The sequence below is a fragment of the Enhydrobacter sp. genome (genome assembly GCF_030246845.1).
In the GTDB taxonomy this organism is placed as follows: Bacteria; Pseudomonadota; Alphaproteobacteria; order Reyranellales; family Reyranellaceae; genus Reyranella.
The window spans coordinates 511909-534562 of the sequence record NZ_CP126889.1 but is presented as its reverse complement, the minus strand read 5'-3'; the positions used below and the strand labels follow the sequence as shown (position 1 = coordinate 534562).

General features: G+C 67.6%; 21 protein-coding genes. 11 read left to right on the top strand and 10 right to left on the bottom strand.

Going from position 1 to position 22654, the window contains the following annotated elements:
- Positions 1–735, bottom strand: a complete 735-nt coding sequence (locus OJF58_RS02805) for an iron-containing redox enzyme family protein (RefSeq protein WP_300781551.1) — start codon at positions 733–735, stop codon at positions 1–3.
- A gap of 81 nt (positions 736–816) precedes the next feature.
- Between OJF58_RS02805 and OJF58_RS02800 the strand changes: the two genes are divergently transcribed.
- Both OJF58_RS02800 and OJF58_RS02795 read left to right on the top strand, forming a co-directional pair.
- A complete protein-coding gene (locus OJF58_RS02800) occupies positions 817–1635 on the top strand; it encodes a Rieske (2Fe-2S) protein (protein WP_300781550.1) in 819 nt (272 codons plus the stop codon).
- A 152-nt stretch (positions 1636–1787) separates the two neighbouring features.
- Positions 1788–2645 carry a CmcJ/NvfI family oxidoreductase gene (locus OJF58_RS02795; RefSeq protein WP_300781549.1) on the top strand — a complete coding sequence of 286 codons (858 nt, stop codon included), beginning with the start codon at positions 1788–1790 and terminating at the stop codon, positions 2643–2645.
- Here the strand turns inward: OJF58_RS02795 and OJF58_RS02790 are convergent.
- A complete protein-coding gene (locus tag OJF58_RS02790) occupies positions 2642–3196 on the bottom strand; it encodes a protein-tyrosine phosphatase family protein (protein ID WP_300781548.1) in 555 nt (184 codons plus the stop codon). The two genes, OJF58_RS02795 and OJF58_RS02790, sit on opposite strands and share 4 nt — an antisense overlap.
- 55 nt (positions 3197–3251) lie before the next feature.
- The gene (locus OJF58_RS02785) at positions 3252–4220 is read right to left on the bottom strand and encodes an alpha/beta hydrolase (RefSeq protein ID WP_300781547.1); all 969 of its coding nucleotides are present in this window, start codon (positions 4218–4220) and stop codon (positions 3252–3254) included.
- Between the two features lie 296 nt (positions 4221–4516).
- Between OJF58_RS02785 and OJF58_RS02780 the strand changes: the two genes are divergently transcribed.
- The 3 genes from OJF58_RS02780 to OJF58_RS02770 are packed head-to-tail and all read left to right on the top strand — an operon-like array spanning position 4517 to position 8598.
- Positions 4517–7315: a glycosyltransferase gene (locus OJF58_RS02780; RefSeq protein WP_300781546.1), complete on the top strand. Its 2799-nt coding sequence runs from the start codon at positions 4517–4519 to the stop codon at positions 7313–7315.
- Positions 7316–7369: 54 nt separating this feature from the next.
- Entirely contained in the window at positions 7370–7969 is a 600-nt protein-coding gene (locus OJF58_RS02775; protein WP_300781545.1) for a methyltransferase domain-containing protein, read from the top strand.
- A gap of 5 nt (positions 7970–7974) precedes the next feature.
- Entirely contained in the window at positions 7975–8598 is a 624-nt protein-coding gene (locus OJF58_RS02770) for a CoA pyrophosphatase (protein WP_300781544.1), read from the top strand.
- Between the two features lies 1 nt (position 8599).
- Here OJF58_RS02770 and OJF58_RS02765 read toward each other — a convergent pair whose 3' ends face one another.
- The 3 genes from OJF58_RS02765 to OJF58_RS02755 all read right to left on the bottom strand — a co-directional run bounded on the left by OJF58_RS02765 (position 8600) and on the right by OJF58_RS02755 (position 10231).
- Entirely contained in the window at positions 8600–9070 is a 471-nt protein-coding gene (locus OJF58_RS02765) for a MaoC family dehydratase (protein WP_300781543.1), read from the bottom strand.
- A gap of 132 nt (positions 9071–9202) precedes the next feature.
- Complete coding sequence (locus OJF58_RS02760; protein ID WP_300781542.1) at positions 9203–9424, bottom strand: biotin/lipoyl-binding carrier protein; 222 nt, start codon at positions 9422–9424, stop codon at positions 9203–9205.
- A 21-nt stretch (positions 9425–9445) separates the two neighbouring features.
- Positions 9446–10231 carry a hypothetical protein gene (locus OJF58_RS02755; protein WP_300781541.1) on the bottom strand — a complete coding sequence of 262 codons (786 nt, stop codon included), beginning with the start codon at positions 10229–10231 and terminating at the stop codon, positions 9446–9448.
- A 40-nt stretch (positions 10232–10271) separates the two neighbouring features.
- On the opposite strand from OJF58_RS02755, the gene OJF58_RS02750 reads away from it, so the two are divergent.
- The 5 genes from OJF58_RS02750 to OJF58_RS02730 all read left to right on the top strand — a co-directional run bounded on the left by OJF58_RS02750 (position 10272) and on the right by OJF58_RS02730 (position 15829).
- On the top strand, positions 10272–10886 hold the full coding sequence (locus tag OJF58_RS02750) for a tRNA-uridine aminocarboxypropyltransferase (RefSeq protein WP_300781540.1): 615 nt from the start codon (positions 10272–10274) through the stop codon (positions 10884–10886).
- A gap of 69 nt (positions 10887–10955) precedes the next feature.
- Positions 10956–11714, top strand: coding sequence for an SDR family NAD(P)-dependent oxidoreductase (locus OJF58_RS02745; protein ID WP_300781539.1), 759 nt, complete (start codon positions 10956–10958; stop codon positions 11712–11714).
- Positions 11715–11758: 44 nt separating this feature from the next.
- Positions 11759–13909, top strand: coding sequence for an indolepyruvate ferredoxin oxidoreductase subunit alpha (locus OJF58_RS02740; RefSeq protein ID WP_300781538.1), 2151 nt, complete (start codon positions 11759–11761; stop codon positions 13907–13909).
- Entirely contained in the window at positions 13902–15407 is a 1506-nt protein-coding gene (locus OJF58_RS02735) for an indolepyruvate oxidoreductase subunit beta family protein (RefSeq protein WP_300781537.1), read from the top strand. Before OJF58_RS02740 ends, OJF58_RS02735 begins: the two co-directional genes overlap by 8 nt.
- 2 nt (positions 15408–15409) lie before the next feature.
- Entirely contained in the window at positions 15410–15829 is a 420-nt protein-coding gene (locus OJF58_RS02730) for an acyl-CoA thioesterase (RefSeq protein ID WP_300781536.1), read from the top strand.
- Positions 15830–15838: 9 nt separating this feature from the next.
- Here the strand turns inward: OJF58_RS02730 and OJF58_RS02725 are convergent, their stop codons facing one another.
- Together OJF58_RS02725 and OJF58_RS02720 are read right to left on the bottom strand one after the other, a co-directional pair.
- Positions 15839–17188, bottom strand: coding sequence for an FAD-dependent oxidoreductase (locus tag OJF58_RS02725; RefSeq protein ID WP_300781535.1), 1350 nt, complete (start codon positions 17186–17188; stop codon positions 15839–15841).
- A complete protein-coding gene (locus tag OJF58_RS02720; RefSeq protein ID WP_300781534.1) occupies positions 17175–18620 on the bottom strand; it encodes an aminotransferase class I/II-fold pyridoxal phosphate-dependent enzyme in 1446 nt (481 codons plus the stop codon). The genes OJF58_RS02725 and OJF58_RS02720 overlap by 14 nt, the downstream gene beginning before the upstream one ends.
- A gap of 338 nt (positions 18621–18958) precedes the next feature.
- Here OJF58_RS02720 and OJF58_RS02715 point away from each other — a divergent pair, with 338 nt between their 5' ends.
- Entirely contained in the window at positions 18959–20140 is a 1182-nt protein-coding gene (locus tag OJF58_RS02715; protein ID WP_300781533.1) for a glycosyltransferase, read from the top strand.
- Here the strand turns inward: OJF58_RS02715 and OJF58_RS02710 are convergent.
- Together OJF58_RS02710 and OJF58_RS02705 are read right to left on the bottom strand one after the other, a co-directional pair.
- Complete coding sequence (locus OJF58_RS02710; protein ID WP_300781532.1) at positions 20061–20909, bottom strand: FkbM family methyltransferase; 849 nt, start codon at positions 20907–20909, stop codon at positions 20061–20063. The two genes, OJF58_RS02715 and OJF58_RS02710, sit on opposite strands and share 80 nt — an antisense overlap.
- Positions 20910–20990: 81 nt before the next feature.
- Entirely contained in the window at positions 20991–22586 is a 1596-nt protein-coding gene (locus OJF58_RS02705; RefSeq protein ID WP_300781531.1) for a GMC family oxidoreductase N-terminal domain-containing protein, read from the bottom strand.
- Positions 22587–22654 lie beyond the last annotated feature (68 nt).

Genomic DNA, 22654 nt, shown 5'->3' with positions numbered 1-22654 from the left:
CTATGCGGCGAGCCTGTTCGCCGCCTCGGGCTTGACGAGGAACTTGCGATAGACGCCGTCGAGATAGAGCCGACGCATCATCGTCGCCTCCTTGACGAGCCGCACGCAGGCCTCGCGCTGGGCGTCGGTCGTGGCGTACTTCTCGACGATCTCGTATCCCCGCTCGCCGTGTTCGGTGTCGGCCACGATGTGCAGGGTGAAGAAGGTCACCTCGTCCTCGGCGAAGCCGTATTTCTCGAGGAGCGGTGGTGTCGTCTTGCTGTAGATGCGCGGCACCTGGCTTTCGAGGCCGATCAGGAGCCCCGACAGCGCTTCGACGAAGGGCTTGGTCGACTGCATGGCACACCAGCTTTGCAGGCCGAGCGTCTCGGGCAGGAGCTCGCCCTTCACCTGCGCATCCAGGATCTCGTCCCGCTTCATGCCGCAGGTCTCGGCGAAGTCGAGCAGCAGCTCGGAATGCCGTACCGGCGCGAAGTCCCCGGAACCCACGAAGCCTTCTTCCTCGGTGATGTTCTCCAGCAGGAAGTGCTGCACCTCCCAGTGCGGGCAGTTGGCGTACACCGCACCCAGCCATTCGGAGAAGTGGCTGACATAGTGGAAGTGCTGCTTCACCCATTCGCCAAGAAGCTGGCGATTGAGCTTGCCCGACGTCCAGGCCTCGCTCCACGGATGCACGGCCGAATGCCGTTGCTCGATGGCCTCCTCGAGCGCCAGACGGAATGCGCTTTTTGCCATGCCGACCTCCAGGATCGTATACAATTTAACGATAATTGATCCGTTGTCGTCCCACGGCAAGCGTTATTGTATACAACAAATATGAAATCCGAGGATTACGGCCAAGGCCAGGCCTTCCAGGTGGAGAAGCGCACCGTCTTTTCGACCGAGTGGCTGCCGGTCTGCGCCGAGGGCCAGATCGGCGCCGCCGGAGATTTTTTCTCGGCCACGATAGGCGGCTGGGGCGTCGTAGCCGTCCGGGACGGGCAGGGGACTGTCCGCGTCCTGCGCAATGCCTGTCGGCACCAGAACATGCCTGTCGTGGGCGTGCCGGCAGGGAAGTGCGAGACCTTCCGCTGCCGCTTTCATGGCTGGACCTACGATCTTGCCGGACGGTTCGTGACGGCGCCGGCCCCCGTCGCGCCAGCCGACACCGGCACGCCCGAGGTGAACCTGATCTCGTTTGCAATCGCGCGGGCGGCCGGCCTGGTGTTCTTCAATCTGGCGGGCAAGGCCGGCGCACCCGACCTCGATGTCCGGTTGCCGGCCTATGGCGGCACCGTCGCCACCGAGATCGCCTGCAACTGGAAGGTCCTGGTCGAGCATCTGTTGCTGGAGCATCCGGCCGGCTCGCAGGACTTCATCTGGCTGTGGCCGCTGCTCACGCTGCGCCGTGCCGGCACGCTCGCCATCCTCGAGCAGGTCGTGCCGCACACTTTCCTGCGCTCGCGTCTGCTCACGCATCTGTTCGGCGGCGCGGCCGAGGAGCACAGGGTGTCAGGCGAGCTGATCAAGCAGGCCTGCGAGCGGCTGCAAGCCGATCGCATCGCGGGAAGGATGGCCTCCAGCGACAACAATCTCGTTGCCGACTTCCACCGGCGGCTCGCCGCGGTGTATGCCGAGGCGGCGGCCGCGACGTGAATCTGCTTCTCGGCGCGCCCGCCGGAAAAAGTCTTGCTCTTTCGCAGTAGGTCCTCTCATGGACTCCGGCAGTTCTTCTCCATGGCGCCGGGCGCGGCGGGGACCAAAATCGGTGGCACGAGTTCGACCGTACGATCCGGAGGTCCTGTCCCATGACGCTTCAAGCCACCGTCGAGACCATCGCGGCGCTGCCGCACGTGCTGGCCGACATGAATTATCTCGCGCCGATGGCCGAGCGGCCGCGCAACTACACCTTCGATCCGCCGGCTGGCGTGCCGCGCAGCAACGCACAGCACGAGGCGCACCGCGTCGCCATTCATGACGCGCGGCCGATCGCCGACAGGATATCGCTCGATGCGACCGGCTTCGCGCTGGTGAAGCACGCGAGCGCCGTGCGCGACTTCTTCGACGAGGAGGAAGTGCGGCGCGTCTACTATCCCGAGGTCGAGCGCATCGTGAAGGAGGCGACCGGCGCCTGGCGCGTGCACATCTTCGACCACACGACGCGCCGCCGTATGGCGGGAGTCGAGGACCGCAGCGGCGGTCCGCGCCAGCCGGTGCAGCGGGTCCACATCGACCATACCGCGCGGTCCGGCCCGCAGCGGGTGCGCGATCTTCTCCCGGACGAGGCCGGCGAGCTCCTGAAGGGGCGCGTCCAGGTGATCAACGTCTGGCGGCCGATCAACGGGCCACTGCTCGATTCACCGCTCGCCGTCTGCGATGCGACCAGCGTCGGCGCCGATCAGCTCGTGCCGTCGGATCTCGTCTATCCCCATCGTGTCGGCGAGACCTACTCGGTGACCTACGATCCGGCCCATCGCTGGTACTACGTGCCCCGGATGCGGACGGACGAGGCGCTGCTGCTGAAATGCTCGGACACCTCGACCGCTGTGCCGGCGCGCTTCACGCCGCACAGCGCCTTCGTCGATCCGACCGCGCCCGCCGACGCCCCGCCGCGCGAGAGCATCGAAGTGCGCACGCTGGTGTTCCACCGCTGGCGCCGGACCTAGGCCGGCAGTTCGTGCCCGCGGCCGATGTTGCGAATGATTTCGCTCAAGTGCGGCTTGGCCTGGAGGAGGGCTCGTCGGTAGGCGACGAGCCCTTCCATCAAAGCACCGTCGCGCTTCAGCAGCCGGTCGGCGAATTCGACCATGCGGGTGTTGGGCCAGCCGTGCTTGCGCAGCTCGAGCAGCCTCAGAAATGCGGCCTCCTCCTGTCCCGGCGCATGCTGGGCCATGAGGATCGCAGCCGCCGCGGTGGAGCGCGAGATGCCGGCGTGACAATGGATCAGCACGTGGCTGTCGCGGACCGCGTGCACGCGCTCGCCGAACTCGAGCACCTCCCGGACATGGTCCGGCGTGCAGGCGGCGAAACCGGGATACTCGGCCACCACGTCGTCGAAGCGCAGCAGCAAATGATCGATCCTGAGGTAGCCGTCGAGCGCGTCCGGCCGCGGCTCGTGCGTATCGATGATCGACAGGACATGGCTGACGCCGATCGCGGCATGCTGCGGCAGCTCGGGGATGCCGCAGATCGTGAGCTTCTGGGTCGGCAGGGGCATGGGGACGGTTCTACAGCAACGAAGGCGTGTTGGGCAGGCCGGGTCGCGACGGCCGTCAGCCCAGGGCCATCCTCACCAGCCGGTCAAAGGCGCTCCAGAATGCCGCGCGCACGGCGTCCGTCTCCATCATGACCTCGTGTCGGGAGTCCGCGATCGTCACCAGCTCGCCGTGACGAAGCCGGGCGACGACGGGGCTGTGGCTTGCCGGATCGACCAGCGTGTCCTTGCCGGCGCTCACCACCAGCAATGGCAGGTCGATGCGCTCCAAGACTCCCGGCGCCAGCCCGGCTGCTATCGATCGTATCGCCTGGCGACACCATCCGATGGTCGGACCGCCCAGCGACAGGCGCGGATCCGCGGCGAACCATCGCGCCGTGAAGCGAAAGCGTCGCTCGTCGCGGGTGAGGACATTGCCTTGGAAGGGCTGGCCAATCGAATTGAACGGGCCGGTTCCGTACAGATAGCGCTGCTCGATCATCCGCAGGGGCGGCGTTAGGCGCAGCACGTTGCGCAGCAGAGCTTCCTGGCTGAGCCTCGTCATGGGCGCTGTCGTCACGGCCGCCGCGAAGGGTGCGCTACCGTGCAAAGCGAGAGAGCGTAGAAAAAGATGGCCGCCCATCGAATGGCAAAGCGCCAGGATCGGCCGCGGCGCTTCGGGCGCGACGACGGTGTCGAGGAACAGGCGCAGGTCGGAGAGATAGGTCTCGAAGCGATCGATGTGGCCCTTGTCGTGATCGGCCAGGGGACGGTCGGACAGCCCTTGGCCGCGCCAGTCGAAGCCGACCACGGCGAAGCCGCGACCGAGCAGTTCACCCACCACCTCGGTCGCGTACTTCTCGATGAACTCGACGCGGCCGGGCAGGAGCAGCACCGTGCCGCGCGGCGCCGCCGGGGCGTCCCACCAGGCGTAGCGCAAGCGCGTCGCTCCGGACTGCAGGAAGGCATAGCGGTCGGCCGGTCGATAGGTCGATGCGAGTTCGGTGGGGACGGCTGCCGGAGCGGCCGACGGATCGCGCCGGGTCATCGGGCGCGACGGGAATTTGGCATTTTGGCCATCATTGGTTCCGGACTCTTTACCGCTTCTGGACGTGCGGCTATAGATCGACGCGGTCGCCTCATCGCCTGCGAAGGGTCGCAGACGAGGAAATCTGGCGCAAGGAAACCTCCAAGAGGTCTCGCCGCGTGGTCATCGGCTCGTAGCTTGGGAGTCGATCCGGGACGGTCCTTGCGCCGACGTCCGTCGTCTGCAGGAGACATGCGACCGCGATCTCGAGTGCGGGTGGGCCGCCGTCGTCGGATTGCCGGAGCGATCGCCGTTTCATGTTCCGTTTCGGGCTGGTCCTACTCGTTGCCGCGGTCACCTTCGGGGGATGGCGTCTTCTCGACAGCCATGTCCAGGCCGCCAACGTCGAAGGACCGCTGCACGGCGTGACCTATGCGCCGTGGGCCAAGGACCAGGATCCGCTGTCGGCCAAGTCGAGCGGCGTCTTCAGCTTCCTGCGCACCGCCTTCACCGAAGCGCCGCCGCCCCCGGTCAAGCCGCGCAAGGAGCAGATCGAGCGCGACTTCGCCACGATGGCCGGCCATGTCGAGTACGTCCGCACCTATCGCACCTCCGACGGCGGCGAGGAGATGCCCGAGATCGCCGCGCGCCACGGCCTCAAGCTCGTGCCGGGCGCGTGGATCTACAGCGCGATCGAAGCCAAGCAGCAGTTCGGTCGCGACGCCGCCGAAGTCAATGCGGAGGAGACGCGCGCATTGATCCGCATGGCGAATCAGAATCCCAACGTGATCGATCGCGTGATGGTCGGCAACGAGAACATCCTGCGCTGGGATGCGCAGAAGGACGACCGCGACAACACGGCCGTCAGCCCCGCACAGCTCATCCGCGAGATCAGGAACGTCAAGCGCAACGTCAAGGTGCCGGTCAGCACCGCCGAACCGTGGCACATCTGGCTGCGCTATCCGGAGCTGGCGCGGGAGGTCGACTTCCTCGCCGTCCACATCCTGCCCTACTGGGACGAGCAGTCGAGCGAGACGCCGCTCGAGTACCTCAAGAACAAGATCAAGCTCCTGCGGCAGGCCTATCCCAACAAGAACATCATCGTGACCGAGGTGGGCTGGCCGTCGAACGGCGCCGAGCGCCGCAGCCCCGGCACCGGCCTCGTCAAGCGCGCGACGCCCGCCGAGCAGGCCAAGAACATTCGCGACATGGTGGCCTGGCTCAAGTCGCAGAACATCGACTATTTCGTCGTCGAGGCCATCGACCAGCCGTGGAAGGCCTACGACCTCGAGGGCAAGGCCGGCGGCTACTGGGGCCTCTGGAACGCCGACCGGCAGCCGAAATTCGCTTGGACGGGGCCCGTCGAGACCTTCCCGCAGTGGTGGCGCTGTGCCGCCTGGTCGCTGGCGGCCGCGCTGCCGCTGATGGCGCTGTTCCTGTGGAAGTGGCGCGATGTCGGTGCGGTGGGCCAGCTCGCCTTCTGCGGCCTCGCTGTCTTGTCGACCAGTGCGGTGGCCTACGGCGCCGCCGTCGCCGCCGGCACCTACATGGTGACCGGCGAGGTGATCGGCTGGGCGGCGCTCGCCTTCTTCCTCGTCCTCAGTCTCGCCATGGCGCTCGTGCAGGCGCTGGAGATGGTGGAGACGATCTGGCGCCGGCGGTGGCGGCGCGAGGCGCTGCCGGCCGCGAAGATGATCGCGCATCAACCCGCCGATCGCATCTGGCCCAAGGTCTCGCTGCATCTGGCGATCTGCAACGAGCCGCCGGCCATGGTGATGGAGACGCTCGATTCGCTGGCCGCGCTCGACTATCCGGACTTCGAGGTCATCGTCATCGACAACAATACCAAGGATCCCGCGGTGTGGCGCCCGGTGCAGGACTATTGCGCCCAGCTCGGCGAGCGCTTCCGCTTCTTCCATTTCGACGTGATGAAGGGCTTCAAGGCCGGCGCGCTGAACTATGTGCTGAGCCAGACCGCGCCCGACGCCAAGGTGATCGGCGTCATCGACAGCGACTACATGGTGCGGCCGGACTGGCTCAAGGCGGTGGTGCCGTACTTCGACGATCCCAAGGTGAGCTATGTGCAGGCGCCGCAGGACCATCGCGACTGGCGCGACGACCGCTTCAAGGAAATGCTGAACTGGGAGTACGCCGGCTTCTTCGACATCGGCATGTGCCTGCGCAACGAGTACGATGCCATCATCCAGCACGGCACCATGACGCTCGTGCGCAAGGACCGCATGGAGGAGATGGACGGCTGGGCCACCTGGTGCATCACCGAGGATACCGAGCTCGGGCTGCGCCTGATGGAGAAGGGCTACGGCGCAATGTACAGTCGCGAGCGCTTCGGTCACGGCCTGACCCCCGACCACTTCGCGGGCTACAAGAAGCAACGCTTCCGCTGGGCCTACGGCGCCATGCAGATCATGAAGGCGCATGCCGGCAGGATGCTGGGCAAGGGTACCCGGCTCACCTTCTGGCAGAAGTACCATTTCGTTGCCGGTTGGCTGCCCTGGTTCGCCGATGCGCTGAACCTGATCTTCACCTGGGCGGGGCTGGTGTGGGCGCTCGCCGTGCTCGTTCCGCCGGTGTTCGGCCTGAAGCCGGTCGGCCTGCCGCCTGCGGAGTTCATCGTGCCCACGATCGGCATCTTCATCTTCAAGCTCGTCTATTCCTTCAGCCTCTACGCCGACCGCGTTGAGTGCTCGTTCCGTCAGAGCCTCGGCGCCGCACTGGCGGGCCTTGCGCTCACCTATACGGTCGGGCGGGCGGTGATCTATGGGCTCGCGACCAGCCGGCTGCCGTTCATGCGGACCCCGAAGATGGACGAGCGCGCCACGCTCGGCATGGCGCTCGGCATGGCGCGCGGCGAGGCGCTCCTCATGATCCTGCTCTGGATTGCAGCCCTAGTGCTGTGGAATACCAGCGGCGTCATCGATCCCGAGGCGCGGCTGTGGGCCGGCTTCATGGTGGTGCAGTCGCTGCCCTTCACGGCTGCCGTCGTCGTCTCGCTGGTGAATGCGCTCGAGCAGATGCGGCACGCGCAAGCGGCTTTCGAACCTGCCCCCCGGGCCGCGCCGGCCTCCGCCGGACCCGCGATGCAACCCGCACAGTAGAAGAAGCATCGCTTTTCGCTCTCGACACACCATCATCCTCTGCTAGCGTTTGGTATGCCCACTGCAGCTCACGTCGGCCGGACCCTTTTCCTGAAGCGCTGGCTGGCACGGCCGCTGTCCATGGGCGCTTTCCTGCCCAGCGGCCCGTTCCTCGGCGAGGCCATCGCCCGGGCAGCCGTGGAGGCGATGGGCGACTATCCCGGTCATGTCATCGAACTCGGCGCGGGGACCGGGGAGGTTACGAAAGCCCTTCTGGCGGCGGGCATCCCGCCCAATCGCCTCGCACTCGTGGAGCGCGATCCCGAGCTGGTGGCTTTCCTGCGCCGCCATTTCGCCGGCCTCAGGATCATCGAGGGCGACGCCGCGCGGTTGCCTCGCCTGCTCGCAGCCAATGCGATCGACAGCGTCTCGACCGTCGTGTCCGGCGTGCCGCTCCTGTCGCTTCCGGCGGAGGTCGTGCGTGGCATCGTGCGCGGCGTGTTCGCATCCATGCCGCGCGGCGCCGCGATGGTGCAGTTCACCTATGGCCCGACGCCGCCCATACCGCGCAGCCTGCGTCGCAGCCTGAACCTGGTGGCGGTCAACAGCCGACGTATCTGGCGCAACGTGCCGCCGGCCGTGGTCTGGACCTTCACGAGGGCGCCGGAGAAGTGACGGGAGTGGCCTTCGACGAGGCGCTGCGCGGCGCCATCGTCGATCGCCTGCGGCGCTTCGAGGTGCGGCGTCGCAGCGATCCGGGCAGTCTGCGTCACGCCGCAGTCGCCGTGACGGTGATCGAGTCGGAGGCGCGCGGCGAGGCAGCCTTCCTGCTGACCAAGCGGACACCGAAGCTGCGCGCCCATGGCGGGCAATGGGCGCTGCCGGGCGGCCGCGTCGATCCGGGCGAGACGATCGAGCAGACGGCGCTGCGCGAGCTGCACGAGGAGCTGGGCGTGCTGGCGGCGGCGGACGACGTCCTGGGCACGCTCGACGACTATCCCACGCGATCGGGCTATCTCATCACGCCCGTCATCGTGTGGCTGCGCGGCCTCGTCGAGCTGGCGCCCAATCCGGGCGAGGTCGCGGCAGCCTATCGCATCCGATGCTCGGAACTCTTTCGTCCCGATTCCCCCGAGATCGTGGCGATCGAGGAATCGGACCGGCCTATCATCCGGCTGCCGCTGCCCGTCGCCACGGTCAATGCGCCGACGGCGGCCATTCTCTACCAGTTCAAGGAGGTCGCGCTCGCGGGCCGCGGCACGCGCGTCGATCACTACGAACAGCCGGTCTTCGCCTGGCGCTAGGCTAGGAGCGCATGCTCGCGACCGTGACCGGGCGGCGCTTGAGGATGACGGTCGTCTCCTGCTCCATCACATGCTCGCCACGCTGATTGATGGTGACCTGGCGGATGCGCACGACACCGCGGTCGGGCTTGGATGTCGAGCTGCGCAGATCGACGATGTCGGTGACCACGCGCAGTGTGTCGCCTGGCCGGACGGGTCGCGGAAACTGGGTCTCGCCGAGGCCGGGCGAGCCCAGGCTGCAGGCGCGGAAGATGCCGAGCTCGAGCCACAGGCGCAAGGTCACGCACATCGTATGGAGGCCGGAGGCGATGAGACCCTCGAACGCCCACTTCCTGGCGAATTCCACATCGATGTGGAAGGGCTGCGGATCCCACTGGCGGGCAAAGTCGATGATGGCGGCCTCGGTGATGGTCATGCCGCCGCTCACGAAGCGCTCGCCTTTCCTGAAGTCCTCGAAGTAGCGGTCGGTCACGGGTCCGGCTCCCTGTGAAGGAGGGCGGTGTCGGCGAACCGGCGATCCCCTGCGTTCGGTAGAGCGTCACCGCAGCACAATTGTGCCGCCGATTGTGTCGAGTCTGAGACGCCGATCAGGGTCTCGGCGCGCTCAGGCGTCGAGGACGGCCACGAGCTGGCCCTCGCCGATAGCCTCGCCTTCGCTGACCTTGATCTCCCTGATGGTGCCGGCCTTGGGTGACAGGACCGGGATCTCCATCTTCATCGATTCCAGGATCATGATCTCGCCATCGGCTTCGACCTTGTCGCCCGGCTTGAGCTGGATCTTCCAGACATTGCCGGCGATCTCCGACTTCACATTGATGGCGGCCATTCCCGGTTCCTTTGCAGTTGGCTATTCGGCTTTTTCGGCCAGCGTCCGCGCCAAGGCAAGGGCGGTGCCGCCGATGCGGGCGCCGAGCCGATAGGCGGTTGCATTGATTGCCGAGATCGTTCCGTCCTGCAAAGTCGAGCGCCCGTCGCCGATCCGGGCCGACGCCGCGGCCACCGCCACACCCGCGAGCCCCTCGCTCTCGAGGATGTCGAGCCCGAGCACGCCGCCGCGGTCCATGCCCGGTCCCGCGTCGTTGAAGAAGATCAGGCGCGGTCGCATCGGCGCGGTCGTGGTGCCCGCGTTGCGCGCGCCGTGGCTGCCGGTGGCGACGATGCGGCCACGATCCTCGGGCAGGACCAGGCTGGCCGAGTCGATGCAGACGATGCCCTCGACAATATGGCGGCTCTCGGCCTTTGGCGGCGGCGATCGGTGCGGCCACGGCGCGCGCTTCAGGCGCTCGACGGTCTCCTTGCAGCTCATGCCGGCTGCGACGCCGCAGGCGGCGGCATGGGCATTGGCGCGGCTGACGATGCCTCGCTCGGCCTGGTCCTGGCCGTCGCCGATGCGGCAGCTCGCGGCCGCCAGCGCCACCATGGCCATGCCGAGTGCGTCGGCATAGGCAAGTCCGCCGACGCCCGCCTCGTCGCGGCCGATCCCGGCATCGTGGTGGATGGCGGCGCGGGTGCCGGCCTTCGCCGACAGGTAGGCGGCGTAGATCGCGGCATGCGAGCCGCCGACCACCACCGCGCCATCGGCCTCCGGCGGCAGCCTGGTCACGCTGTCGAGGATCAGGACGGGTACGTTCATCGCGCGACAGCATAACCGTCGGCGTTCTATATGTCGCCCGATGAGCCAGCCCCTCGTCGAGAACAAGACCGCCGTGCTGATCCTGCAGCATCCGCAAGAGCAGGATCGCGTCCTCGGCACCGCGAGGCTCGTCTGCACGACCCTTGCCCATGCGACGCTCACGGTCGGTCTCTCGTGGCGCAATCTCGGTCATGCGCTCGGGTCGCCGGCGGAGGCGAAGGAGTGGGGCGTGCTCTATCTCGGTTCCGCACAGGCGCGAAAGGCCGGCGGCGGCCCGCTGATCGCCCTCGACCGCAAGAGCGAGCCGCTGGCCGACCAGCAGACCGCGCGCCGAGGGTTGAGGGGCATCGTCGCGCTGGACGGCAACTGGGCGCAGGCGAAGGCGCTGTGGTGGCGCAATCCCTGGCTCACCAGGCTTCGCCGGTTCGTCGTCGTGCCCGACGGTCCCTCGCTCTATGGCGATCTGCGCCGCGAGGCGCGAGCCGACGCCGTCTCGACGCTGGAGGCCGTTGCGCTCGCCCTGTCCGTGCTGGAGGGCGATCCCGCGGTGCGCGAGAAGCTGCTCGTGCCGTTCCGCGCCCTGCTTGCCGAGGCGCGCGCTACCGGTATGCACGACGGTCGCCGCGATCGGCGACGCCGACCTTTCCGTCCTTGATGTCGCGCCGGAGGCCGCTCGGGTTGCGGCGTAGTTGACGGGCTGCCCTCGCGTCCTGAAGCTCCCCTCATGAACGAACTGCAAAACAAGGTGTGCGTCGTGACCGGCGGTGCCGGCAGCATCGGCCTCGAGAGTGCCCGCCTGTTCTTGGAAGAAGGCGCGCGGGTATTGCTCGTGGACCTGGAAGCGGAAGCGCTTAGCGCGGCGGCGCGCGAGCTGGGCGGCAGGAATATCGCCTGTAGCGTCGCCGACGTGAGCAGGGCCGGCGACACGCGCGCCTATCTCGACAAGGCGGTCGCGAGTTTCGGCAAGATCGACGTGCTGTTCAGCAACGCCGGCAATGCCGGCGTCATCGCGCCGATCGCCGAATACCCCGATGAGGTGTTCGACCGCGTCCAGGCGGTCCATGTCAGGGGCGCCTACAACGCCTGCAAGTACGGCCTGCCGCGCATGAACGACGGCGGCAGCATCATCATCACCTCGAGCGTGGCGGCCTTCCGGGGCGATCCGGGCGTCACCGCCTATATCACCGCCAAGATCGCCCAGATCGGCCTCATGCGCTGCGTCGCCAGGGAGGCCGCGCCGCGCCGTATCCGGGTCAACACCATCCATCCCGGCCCGACCGACAACGCCTTTCAGGCCGATCTCGAAAGCAATCTCGGCGCCATCCTCAAGTGCGATGCTACCGCGATGTTCAACGAGCTGATCCCGCTCGGCCGGCACGCGGCGCCGCGCGAGATCGCCCGCTCGGTGCTTTACCTGGCGTCGGACCAGAGCAGCTTCACCACCGGCACGACGCTCAGCGTCACAGGAGGCATGGCCGGCTGACAATGAGGCTGACACCTGCGACATCCGGACAGTAGACTTCGACCATGCTCGATCAGCCCCGGCTTCCCATTGCCCAGCGCACCAATCCGGAGCGCTCGTTCCGCCAGGAAGTGCGCGCGCTTCGCCTCGGCAAGGGCGAGGTCTTCCGCGGAGAGGGCATCCTTGCCGTCACCAAGGCGATCCTGCAGTCGGGCGTCGCCTATGTCGGCGGCTACCAGGGAGCGCCGGTGTCGCATCTGGTCGATGTGCTGATCGAATCGCAGGACCTGCTCGACGAGCTCGGCGTCCATCTCGAGACCTGCACCAACGAGGCCTCGGCGGCGGCCCTGCTCGGCGCGTCGATCAACTATCCGATGCGGGGCTGCGTCACCTGGAAATCGATCGTCGGCACCAACGTGGCGGCCGATGCGCTTTCCAATCTCGCCTCGCCGGGCGTCGTCGGCGGTGCCCTGATCGTGGTGGGCGAGGACTATGGCGAGGGCGCCTCGGTCATCCAGGAGCGCTCCCACGCCTACGCGCTGAAATGCTCCGTGTGGCTGATGGACCCGCGGCCCTCGCTGCCCGCCATCGTGCGCTGCACCGAGAAGGCGTTCGAGCTCTCGGAAGCCAGCAGCACGCCCGTGATGATGGAGCTGCGCATCCGCGCCTGCCACGTCACCGGCGAGTTCGTCGCGAGCGACAACAGGCCGCCCGCGATCTCGCGCAATCACCGGCTCGCCGACCCGGCGCCGCACAACTACGACCGCATCTCGCATCCGCCCTCGACCTATGCGCAGGAGAAGCTCAAGGCCGATGTGCGCCTGCCGGCGGCGCGGCGCTTCATCGTCGAGCAGGGCTTGAACGAGCTTTTCCCCGGCGAGCGGTCGGATCTCGGCATCATCGTGCAGGGCGGCATCACCAACGTGCTGATGCGCGGGCTCGATCGGCTGGAAGTCGAAGGCAGGATCCCGACCCTGGTGCTGAACGTCACGCATCCGCTGGTGCCGGACCAGATCGCCGGGTTCTGCGAGGGCAAGCGCGCCGTGCTGATCGTGGAGGAGGGCGGCCCCGACTATATCGAGCAGGCGGTCAACGCGCTGCTGCGCCAGCGCGACATCGACACCCGTATCCATGGCAAGGACGTGCTGCCGATGGCCGGCGAATACACCGCCGAGGTGGTGACCGAAGGGCTGCTGAAGTTCTTCGCGCAATCGGCCAACGACATCGATCTCGCAAAGCCGCGCGAGCGTTTCGAGGCGGCGCGCGCCGGCCGCGCCGAAGCGCAGCGCCTGCTGGGCGGCGCTCTGCCGCTCAGGCCGCCCGGCTTCTGCGTCGGCTGCCCGGAGCGGCCGGTCTTCTCCGCCATCAAGCTGCTCGAGCGCGAGGTGGGCAAGGTCCATATCTCGAGCGACATCGGCTGCCATTCCTTCGCGACGCTGGCGCCCTTCAATCTCGGCAACTCGATCCTGGGCTTCGGCATGTCGCTGGCGGCCGCGGGCGCGGTCGCGCCGGTGATGCAGAAGCGCACCATCTCGGTGATGGGGGACGGCGGGTTCTGGCACAACGGCTTGCTGAGCGGCGTCGCCTCCTCGATGTTCAACCGCGGCGACCGCGTGCTGGTGATCATGCAGAACGGCTACACCTCGGCCACCGGCGCGCAGTTCATTCCCAGCACCGCCGGCAACCGCCGGGACGGCGAGACGACCTCCGACATCGCCGCGACCCTGAAGGGGATGGGCGTCAAATGGCTGCGCACCATCCGCACCTACAACGTCGGCACCATGCTCAAGACGCTGCGCGAGGCGATGCGCACGGACTACTCGGGCCTCAAGGTGATCGTGGCCGACGGCGAGTGCCAGCTCGCGCGCCAGCGCCGCATCCGCCCAGAGCTCGCCGCCCGGCTCAAGCGCGGCGAGCGCGTGGTACGTACGCGCTTCGGCGTCGACGACGAGGTCTGCACCGGCGATCATTCGTGCATCCGCCTGTCGGGCTGCCCGTCACTGGTGGTGAAGCCCAGCCCCGATCCGCTGCGCTCCGATCCAGTGGCGCATGTGAACAACGGCTGCGTCGGCTGCGGCCTGTGCGGCGAGGTGGCCGACGCGGCCGTTCTCTGCCCGTCCTTCTACCGCGCCGACATCGTGCAGAATCCGACATGGTGGAACCGGACCCTCTGGCGCCTGCGGTCGGCGGTGATCGGAGCGATGGCGGGTGCCTAGGCCCATCACCATCCTGGTCGGGGCGCTGGGCGGCGACGGCGGCGGCGTATTGTGCGACTGGATCGTGGCTGCGGCGCACAGCCAGGGGCTCGCCGTGCAGGCAACGCAGATCCCGGGCGTCGCACAGCGCACCGGCGCCACGACCTACTATCTCGAGATCATGCCGACGCCCGGCCCGGCGCCGGCGGTGCTGGCGCTCAATCCGGCGATGGGCGAGGTCGACGTGGCGCTCGCCACCGAGCTCCTCGAGGCCGGCCGCATGATCTTCAATGGCTTCGTCACGCCCGATCGCACGACCCTCGTCGCCTCGACCCATCGCGTGCTGTCGATCGGCGAGCGGTCGGCCATGGGCGATGGCAGCTTCGATCTCGGCCGCCTGCTGCGCGCAGTGAAGGAACGCAGCAAGGCGCAGATCCTGTTCGACATGGACCAGGCCGCCGAGGAGTCGGGCGGCGTGCTGAACGCGGTGTTGCTGGGGGCGCTTGCCGGCTCCGGCCGGCTGCCGATTCCCGAGCAAGCGTTCGAGGCCGCGATTCGCGAGGGCGGCAAGGCCGTCGATGCCAACCTCGCGGGCTTCGCCTTCGGGCGTGGCCATGCGCGGGGCGAGCTTGCCCAGGTGGTGCTCGAGCATCGCAAGCGGCAGGCGGCCGCCCATGGCATCGAGGACCTGATCGAGCGGGCCCGGCGAAGCTATCCCGCGGCATCGCTCGACATGGTGGAGGAGGGCATCCGTCGGCTGGCCGCCTATCAGGACCGGCGGTACGCGACGCTCTATCTCGATCGGCTCGACGCGGTCGCGGCCCTCGGCTCCGCCGGGCTTTTGCGCGACACGGCGCGGCACCTCGCCGTGCGCATGTCGTTCGAGGACGTGATTCGCGTCGCCCAGGCCAAGACCTCGCGCGAGCGACTGGCACGGGTGCGCGCCGAGGTGCGCGCCAAGGCCGATGAGCCGGTCGCCCTCACCGAACACTTCAAGCCGGGCATCGATGAGATCTGCGCCGTCCTGCCGCCTGCCCTGGCGCGGCGCATCCTCGTCTGGGCCCAGCGCACCGGCCGGCTGGGCAAGATCCACCTTCCGATGCGCGTGCGCACGACCACGATCTGGGGCTTCGCGCGGCTGCGCTTCCTCGCTGCCATGCGCTGGTGGCGGCCGCACAGTTTCCGTTATGCCGAGGAGCAGGCCGAGATCGAGCGCTGGCTGGCCGACATCCGCGCCGCGGCGCCGCTCGGCGTCGAGCTCGCTCGGGAGATCGCCGAGCTGGCACGTCTCATCAAGGGCTACGGCGACACCTTCAAGCGCGGATTGGGCAACTACCGGCGCATCGTGGCGGAGATCGTTGCACCGGCGCTGGCCGGCCAACTCCCGCCGAAGGTCGCCGCCGACGCCATCGCCAGCGCGCGCGTGGCGGCGCTCGCCGACCCCGACGGCGAGTCGCTGTCCAGGACATTGGCGGCGCTTGCCGCGTCGGGCGCCATGTTGCGGCGGGCGGCGGAATAGCGATGGCGTTGACCGGCCGCCACGAGATCACCGTCGAATGGGGCGACTGCGATCCCGCCGGGATCGTCTACTACCCGTCCTATTTCCGCTGGCTCGACCAGGCGACCTATCGTTTGTTCCTGGCGGCGGGGCTGAAGCGCGACGACGTCAGCGGCGGTCAATGGAAGGAGGGAACGCCGCTGGTGGCCGCCGAATGCGCCTTCCGCCGCCCCTCCCAGCACGGCGAGAAGCTCATCATCGAAAGCCATGTCGACAAGCTCGGCCGCAGCTCTTTCACCATCCGGCATGTCTTCCGCGACAGCACGGGACAGATCGCGGCTGAAGGAAGCGAGACCCGCATCTGGGCCCGCAAGGACGGCGACGCCCGTTCGCTCAGGGCCGTCGCCATCCCGGACGATGTGCGAAAGAGGCTCGTCGGCTGAGAAGCAGCCTCAGGCGGCAACCGCCGCCGTCAGCTTCTCGTCCGCCAGCACCTGGATCTCGCGATAGATCACCGCGCCGATGTCGTTCTGGTACATCCACAGGCTGTTCGCCTGGCCGCGGAAATTCGGCTCGCAGCCCATCGCCTGCGTGGGACGAAAGCCGCTGCCGAGGCCGATGCCGAAGACATTGGGCAACGGCCTGCCGTCCGCCGTGAGGAGGCGGCAGTCGCCGTCGACGGCGTCGCCGTTGATGTCCGCCTTCAGCGTCAGCCGCTGGCCGGCCGAATCGAAGATCGGCATGGTCGCCGATCGATAGCCGAGGCACGGTATGACGAGGGCGGCCTCCTCCAGCACGGTGCGCAACTGTGCGGCGGAGAAGTCCTGGATCGCCCGGACGGCCACGCGCGACTCCGGCGGCACGTTGGGCTTGTGGGCGATCTGTCGCCAGATGTCCCGGCCGTGGCCGCGGATGCCGCCCATGCGATTGACGCGCTGGGTGCGCACGCAGATGTCGCCCTCCTCGAACGGATAGTCGTCGGCGACAGCAGCCGCCCGATCCGGATAGAAGATGCGCGGCGGCCGACGCTGCAGGATGACGATCTGGCCATCCTTCAACGACCTGGCGGCCGGCAACTGCAGAAGGGCCCAGGCGGCGGCATAGGCGCTGTGTGCCCCGCCCACGATCACGATCGACCGGCCAGCGGCATCGCGGATGATCTCGTCCGCCCGGGCGAGCCCGTCGTGTGTCAGGAATTCATTCGACGACAACAACTGCCGCGCGGCGCAGTCGACGAACTTGAGTCCCGGCGCCGCCATCTCGTCCCGCCAGTGCTGCCGACCACCGAGGGCCACCACCGCCGAACGGGCGACGAGGGTCTTCGCTCGTCCGTCCTGACCATGCACGACGACGGCAACCCGTCCGTCATCGCAGAGATGCACCGACTGTGCGGTCGTATGCAGATGAAGTGCGGAGCTCGAATGGCCGCCGAACATGTCCGCGACCGCCTGCCCGACACACCCCATGTACTGGTTGACGAGCGGAAGCGGCGGATAGCTCGTCCGGTAGCGCCGCATCTCCAGCGTCACGGGATTGCGACGCAGGTGCTGCAGGGCCGCCGGCCAGCCTTTGGCCTCCAGGCACTCGAGGTAGGAGCCTCCCAGTGAGTCCGAGTTTATGCCGTAGCAGCCCAGCGTGCCGCCGAGCCGGCCGGTGCGCTCGACCAGGGCGACACCCTGCTCCAGCCAGCTTTCGAGGAGGCCGTGCTGCGCCGCCCACAGGAGGGGGCCGAGGCCACCCGGGCCTCCCCCTACGACAATGGACGAGAACTCACGACGAGACTGCGGTTCAGCCCAGCACATTGCGGAACACTTTCACAATACGGTCGATGACCTGGTCGTCCACCGCACGCGAAGTGGGCAGGTTGATGCCAGTGGCGGAGAGCTCGAGGCTGTTGGGACAGACCCGGGCGTATTTTTCATAGGGCGGCAGGGTCGAGAGCGAGTGGAAGAAGGGCCGCATCTCGATCCCGGCTTCTTGTGCTGTCATCAGGAGCCGGTCGCGCTTGTCGGCGGGAACCTGCACCGATGCGAGCCAGACGACCGGTTCGTAGACCGCATCCATCGGCGGCGGGAACTTGACGCCGGGGATACCCTTGAGCGCCGCCTGGTAGGCGTTGGCGATCTCCCGGTTGCGATCGAGCACGTCCTCGATGCGCCAGAGCTGCGAATAGCCGATCGCCGCCTGGAGATTGGTGATCCGGTAGTTGTAACCGACGCGCTCGTGCCAGTAGGAGCGGCTGGGCGTCATGCCGTGATCGCGCAGCAAGCGGATCGACTGCGCGAGCTCGGCCGAGTTCGTGAGGCACATGCCGCCTTCGCCGGTCGTGACGATCTTGTTGGCGTAGAACGAGAAGCAGGCGACATCGCCGAACTGGCCGACGGGCCGGCCGGCATATCGCGCACCATGAGCCTCCGCGCAATCCTCGACGACGCCGATGCCGCGCTTGGCGGCGAAGGCGGCGATCGGTCCGATCTCCACCGGCCGGCCGTAGAGGTGCACCGGAATGATCGCCTTGGTCCGCGGCGTGACGGCGTGCTGGACACCCGCGAGAGACATGCCCCACAGGTGGCTGTCGACATCGACAACGACCGGCGTCGCGCCGCAGAACAGGACGGCGTTGATGGTCGCCGCGAAGGTCAGGTCGGGAACGATGACCTCGTCGCCCGGCCCGACGCCGAGCGCCAGCAGGGCGAGATGGAGCGCTACGGTGCCGTTGGAGACGGCGATGCCGTGGCTTGTGCCGATGAAGGCCCGGAACTCCTGCTCGAACTTGTCGACGTACGGGCCCTTGCTCGAGATCCACGAGGAGAGGAAGGCATCGAGGATCGACCGGAACTCCTGGTGGCCCATGTCGGGTCGGGCGACCTGGATGCGCTGCGACGACCGGTCGATGTCGACGCCGATGAGACGGCCCGACGCATCGAGGACGGGACGAAGGACGTCCTTGTCGACCGATGAGTCGTTATGCAACCGATGCGAAAATCGCTCGATGTGCTGATCGAGCCGCGGATTGAGCAACGCACCGTCCAGCACGGCCTTGCCGATGTCGTCGAGGGAGATGCGACCGACGACGTGACGTTTGTCGCCGACGACCAGGCATGTACCCAGGCCATTGTCGAGGCACTTCTCGATGGCGGCGATCAGGCTTTCCGAAGTGCTGCAAACAAAGTCGTCTCCCCCTTCCAGCGCGCCGTCCCCAACCGGCCGCGCTTCCACAACGGACAAAGACATCGAGTCCTCCTTCGGGATACTCTTCGCCGCCCGCACACCCCAAACACGAGCGACTTCACGCCATCAGACGTGTGTTGGACGGTCGAAGCCAGTGGCCTCTTTGTGGCCGGTGTTAGTGCATGCGATGGTGGCAACAACCATTTCTTGGTCACTGGTCAGCGCGGAAACGTCTTCGCATCTTGTCCGCACCGAGCAGTCTTGGGGGAATGATGCACTGCCTTTGGATCACGCTTGCGGATCCCGAACCGGCAACGAACGGTCAGCTCATATACTCCGAGGGGCTCATCCGGGCGATGCGATCGGCCGGAGCGTCGTTGTGCGTCGTTGGACTCTCGCGCATGGAGAAGTCGACGATCCCCGCCGACGAGAGCGGACTTGCATGGCGGCTCGTGAGCGAGGAGCGGCTGCCGCGCTGGCGGCGCCTGCTTCACCGCATGCCCGAGGTCGCGATGCGCGGCATCTCCAGGCCGATGGCCGATATGCTTGCCTCGACGCTCGCGGCGCGGCCATGGGATGCGGTCGTCTTCGACAGCATTTGCGCCGGCTGGGCGCTGGAGGCGGTGCGGCGGCACTGTGCGCGCACCGTGCACCCTCCGAAGGTCGTCTACCTGGCCCACAATCACGAGGTCACGGCGGCGCGCCGCATTGCCGACGAAAGCCGGGGCGTCCGCCGGATCATGAAGGAGCTGGACTTCCTCAAGGTCGTCAGGCTGGAGCGGTCGCTGATCGCGGCTTCGGACCTCGTGACGTCCAATACGCCCGACGACTGCCGCCGTTTCGTCGCCGATGCCCACGGCACGCCGGTCGCCTTCCTGCCGCCCGGCTACGGCGGCCATCGAGTCGCCTCGCGCACGATCGATGAGAGCGTGCCGCGCCGTGCCGTCGTCGTCGGAAGCTTCAACTGGCCGCCCAAGCGGGTCGCTCTGGAACGGTTCCTGGCAACGGCCGCATCGCGCCTGGCGGAGGCGGGAGTCGATCTGCAATTCGTGGGCGAGATCGATCCCGACTATCTCGCCGGTCTGCGGCGGCGCTACCCGTCCGTGACCTTCGTCGGCCGCGTCGAGGATGTGCTGCCGTACATGGCTGCCGCCCGGCTCGCGCTGGTGATCGATCTTCTCGGCGGGTTCAAGCTCAAGGGGCTGGACTACGTCTTCAACCGCGTTCCGATCCTCGCGATGCGCGTCGCGCTTCCCGGCATGCCGCTCAAGGACGGCCACGGCATCGGTCTGTTCGACAGCCACGAGGAGCTGACGACCGCGATCGTCCGGCTGGTCGACGACTTCGAGACGCTCAACCGGCGGCAGGTGGCCGCCTTCGAGGCCTGTTCCGTGAGGTTCGACTGGGATCGGATCGGCCGGCATCTGCTCGAGCACATGCGGCGCGCCGGCCAGCGCCGTCAGCGAGGCAGGGCCGCAGCGACCTTGGCGAACGCTGGCGGCCTCAGTGCGCCGACAGCCGGTAGAGGCGTTCCGACATCTTCCACAGCGTCTGCTGCGGTTCATCCGGCGGCAGGAAGATGAAGTTGTAGAGGTAGCGTCCGAACCGCTCGCGCTCGGGCAGGGGCGCTGTGAGTTTCGGCAGATTGTCCGGGCGCTGCATGCGCTCCACGGAAAACCGCTCCATCGGCTTCAGGTTGCCGTTGTGGATGAAGAAGCCGCGATAGCCGAACTCGGTGAAATAGCTGCGGGCGCGCTCGATGCCGCCCGGCGACAGGCGTTCATAGATCCCGACCAGCAGCCTCGGCATGCAGCGCCGTATCGTCGCGGCGGCGCCGTCCAACACGGCCTGCTCGTGGCCTTCGACGTCGATCTTGATGAAGCCGACATCGCCCTTGTAGACGTCGTCCAGCTTGGCCATCGGCACCTCGACGCTCCTATAGGCCGCATAGGTCGCCGACGCGTCGAAGGAAATGGTCGAGCAACCCTCGATCGGAATGCCGTCGACCAACGGCATGCGCAGCTCGACCGTGCCCTGGTCGTCGGACAGCGCCATGGCCTCGACCTGCACCCTGGCCGGAAACTTGGCGCGCAGGGCGGCGGCGAGGTGCGGCATCGGCTCGTACGCCACGACATGGCGCGCGCAGCGCCGCATGTAGTGCACGTAGCTGCCGTCGTTGGCGCCGACATCGATCGCGTCGCGATCGCGGCGACACAGGAACTCGAGAAGATGCAGCTCGATCTCGCCGTAGCGGCCGTAGTAGCGGGCCTCGCGCCAGTTCAGGATCGGCTTGGGGCAGATGGCACGCAGGGCGTGCCGCGCCTCGGCATAGGTGCTGTTGACGTCGACCATGTGTGCACTGCGTGCGTTTTGCTCTCGATTGGCGGCGATGTTATGCCGGAGGCGGGTGGGGGAGCGGTGACCAGACGGTGATCACGGGACCCCCCGGAGGATATCGGCCGCCTTCTCGCCGACCATGATCGAGGGCGCGTTGGTGTTGCCGGAAGGCATGGTCGGGAAGACCGAGGCGTCGGCGACCCGCAGTCCCTCGATCCCGTGCACCTTCAGCTTGTCGTCGACCACGGCGTTGGGGCCGGGTCCCATGCGGCAGGTGCCGATCGGATGGTAGGCCGTCTGCGAGTTGTTGCGGATCCAGGTCAGGATTTCCTCGTCCGACCGGACGGCCGGACCCGGCGAGAACTCGGAGTCGCGATAGGCGTCCATCGGCGCGGCATCGACGATCTTCCGCATCATGCGAAAGCCCGCGACCATGGCGCGCTGGTCGATCGGGTCGGCGAGGAAATTGAAGCGGATCGCGGGCTGCGCCTTCGGGTCGGGCGACTTGATGTGGATCGAGCCCAGGCTCTCGGGGCGAAGCTGGTAGCAGGCGATCGTCATCGACGGGAAGTCCTGCAGCTTGCGCGTCTTCGGGTCCTTGATCGAATAGGGCACGAGGTGCATCTGCACGTCGGGCGTGGCGAGCTCGGGTCGCGTGCGCAGGAAGGCGAGCAATGGCGCCGAGGGCAGGCTCATGAAGCCGCCGCCGGTCGCCAGGTACTTCATCATCTGGGTCACGGCGCCCACGCCGCGCGCCATGTGGTTGTAGGAAACCCGGCGGTCCTTCACGCGCCAGACGATGCGGGCGTTGATGTGGTCACGGAAATTCTCGCCCACTGCCGGGAGCTCGTGCCTGACCTCGATGCCGTGCCGGCGCAGCAGCTCGGGCTGGCCGATGCCGCTCAGCTCGAGGAGCTGCGGGCTGGCGACGCCGCCTGCGGAGACGATCGTCTCTCGGGCGCGGGCCTGCGCGACCTTGTCGTCCTTCTCGTACTCGACGCCGACGCATCGCTTGCCCTCGAGCAGGACGCGCAGCGTATGGGCGTTGGTCACGACGTTGAGGTTGGGCGACCGTTTCATCGCCGGCTCGATGTAGCAATGGGCCACGCTCATGCGGCGACCCCTGTAGATCGAGGTCTGCGTCTTCACGACGCCTTCCTGGTCCTCGCTGTTGTAGTCGGGATTGAGCTTATAGCCGGCCGCCACAGCCGCCTCGAACAGGGCGTCATAGAGCGGGTTGCGGTCGGGCACCGTCGACACCTTGAGCGGGCCCGCGGTGCCACGGCCATTGCTGCCGTCGCCGTCGACAAAGTGCTCGATGCGGGTGAAGAGCGGCGCCACGTCCCGCCAGCTCCAGCCACGACAGCCCATCTGCGCCCAGGTGTCGTAGTCGAGCGGCTGGCCGCGCACCCAGACCAGCCCGTTGATCGAGCTCGACCCGCCCAGCAGCTTGCCGCGCGGCACGGGGATGACGCGATTGGCGGTGCCGGGTTCGGGCTCGGACTGGTAGAGCCAGTTGGCGGCGGGATTGTCGATCAGCAGGCCGAAGGAGAGCGGCATGCGCGCGTAGGGATGGCTGGCCGCACCGGCCTCCAGCAGCAGGATTCGGGTCTTCGGGTTCTCGCTCAGCCGCGCCGCCAGGGCTCCGCCGGCCGAGCCCGCGCCCACGATGATGTAGTCATAGTCCGCCATGCCGTCCGTTCCCCCGACCTGCTTCGGATGGAACAGAGCAGGGAATTCCTGGCTTCACAAGCACCGGC